1 pseudogene is annotated in these 656 nt (G+C 68.6%); it reads left to right on the forward strand.

Annotated elements, in window-relative coordinates:
• Positions 1-61: 61 nt before the first annotated feature.
• A pseudogene (locus ACY45C_RS21005) lies at positions 62-656 on the forward strand (LysR family transcriptional regulator); the annotation flags it as partial.

Raw genomic sequence — 656 nt, forward strand, 5'->3', positions numbered from 1 at the left:
CCACAGGCCTGTGACCTGCGATGATGCTCTCGATCACGTATTTGTTACTTCATTACGTCCCCTCAGTCAGCAACTCCAGCGTCTCGAACGTGACATCGGTGTCGAACTGGTCAACCGGACCTCCCGGGAGGTCCGGTTGACTCCGGCGGGCCGGGCCTTCGAGAAGGAGGCACGACGTCTGCTGGAACAGGCACGACAGGCGGTCCGGGCGGCCAGGGAGGCCGCTTCCGGCCGGACCGGTCGGATCTCCATCGGGTTCAACTTCCCCGCCGGGGAACGGGTCCTCCAACCCACCCTGCTGCGGCTCAACGCTGACTACCCGAACGTCTCGACCACTCTCTGGGAGGCTCGCAGCGGCCCCCAGCTGTCCGCCCTCACCGCGGGAAAACTCGACGTCGCGCTCGTGTTCACTGGGCCTCTCGCGGCCCAGTTGCGGTCCCATCGGGTCTTCACCGTGCCGCTGGTGGCGCTCGTCGGGCGGAACCACCCGTGGGCGGACCGCCGCCAGGTCTCGTTCCGGGAGCTGGCGGGCCAGGGATGCGTGCTGTTCCGCCGGGAACAGAGCCCGGCGATGCACGACGCCATCCTCGCCGCCGCCGACCGCTGTGGCATCCGCCTGAGTGTGGCCGAGGAGGTCGACGACTCCGGCGCCACCG

The sequence above is a fragment of the Frankia sp. CcWB2 genome, from assembly GCF_977927585.1.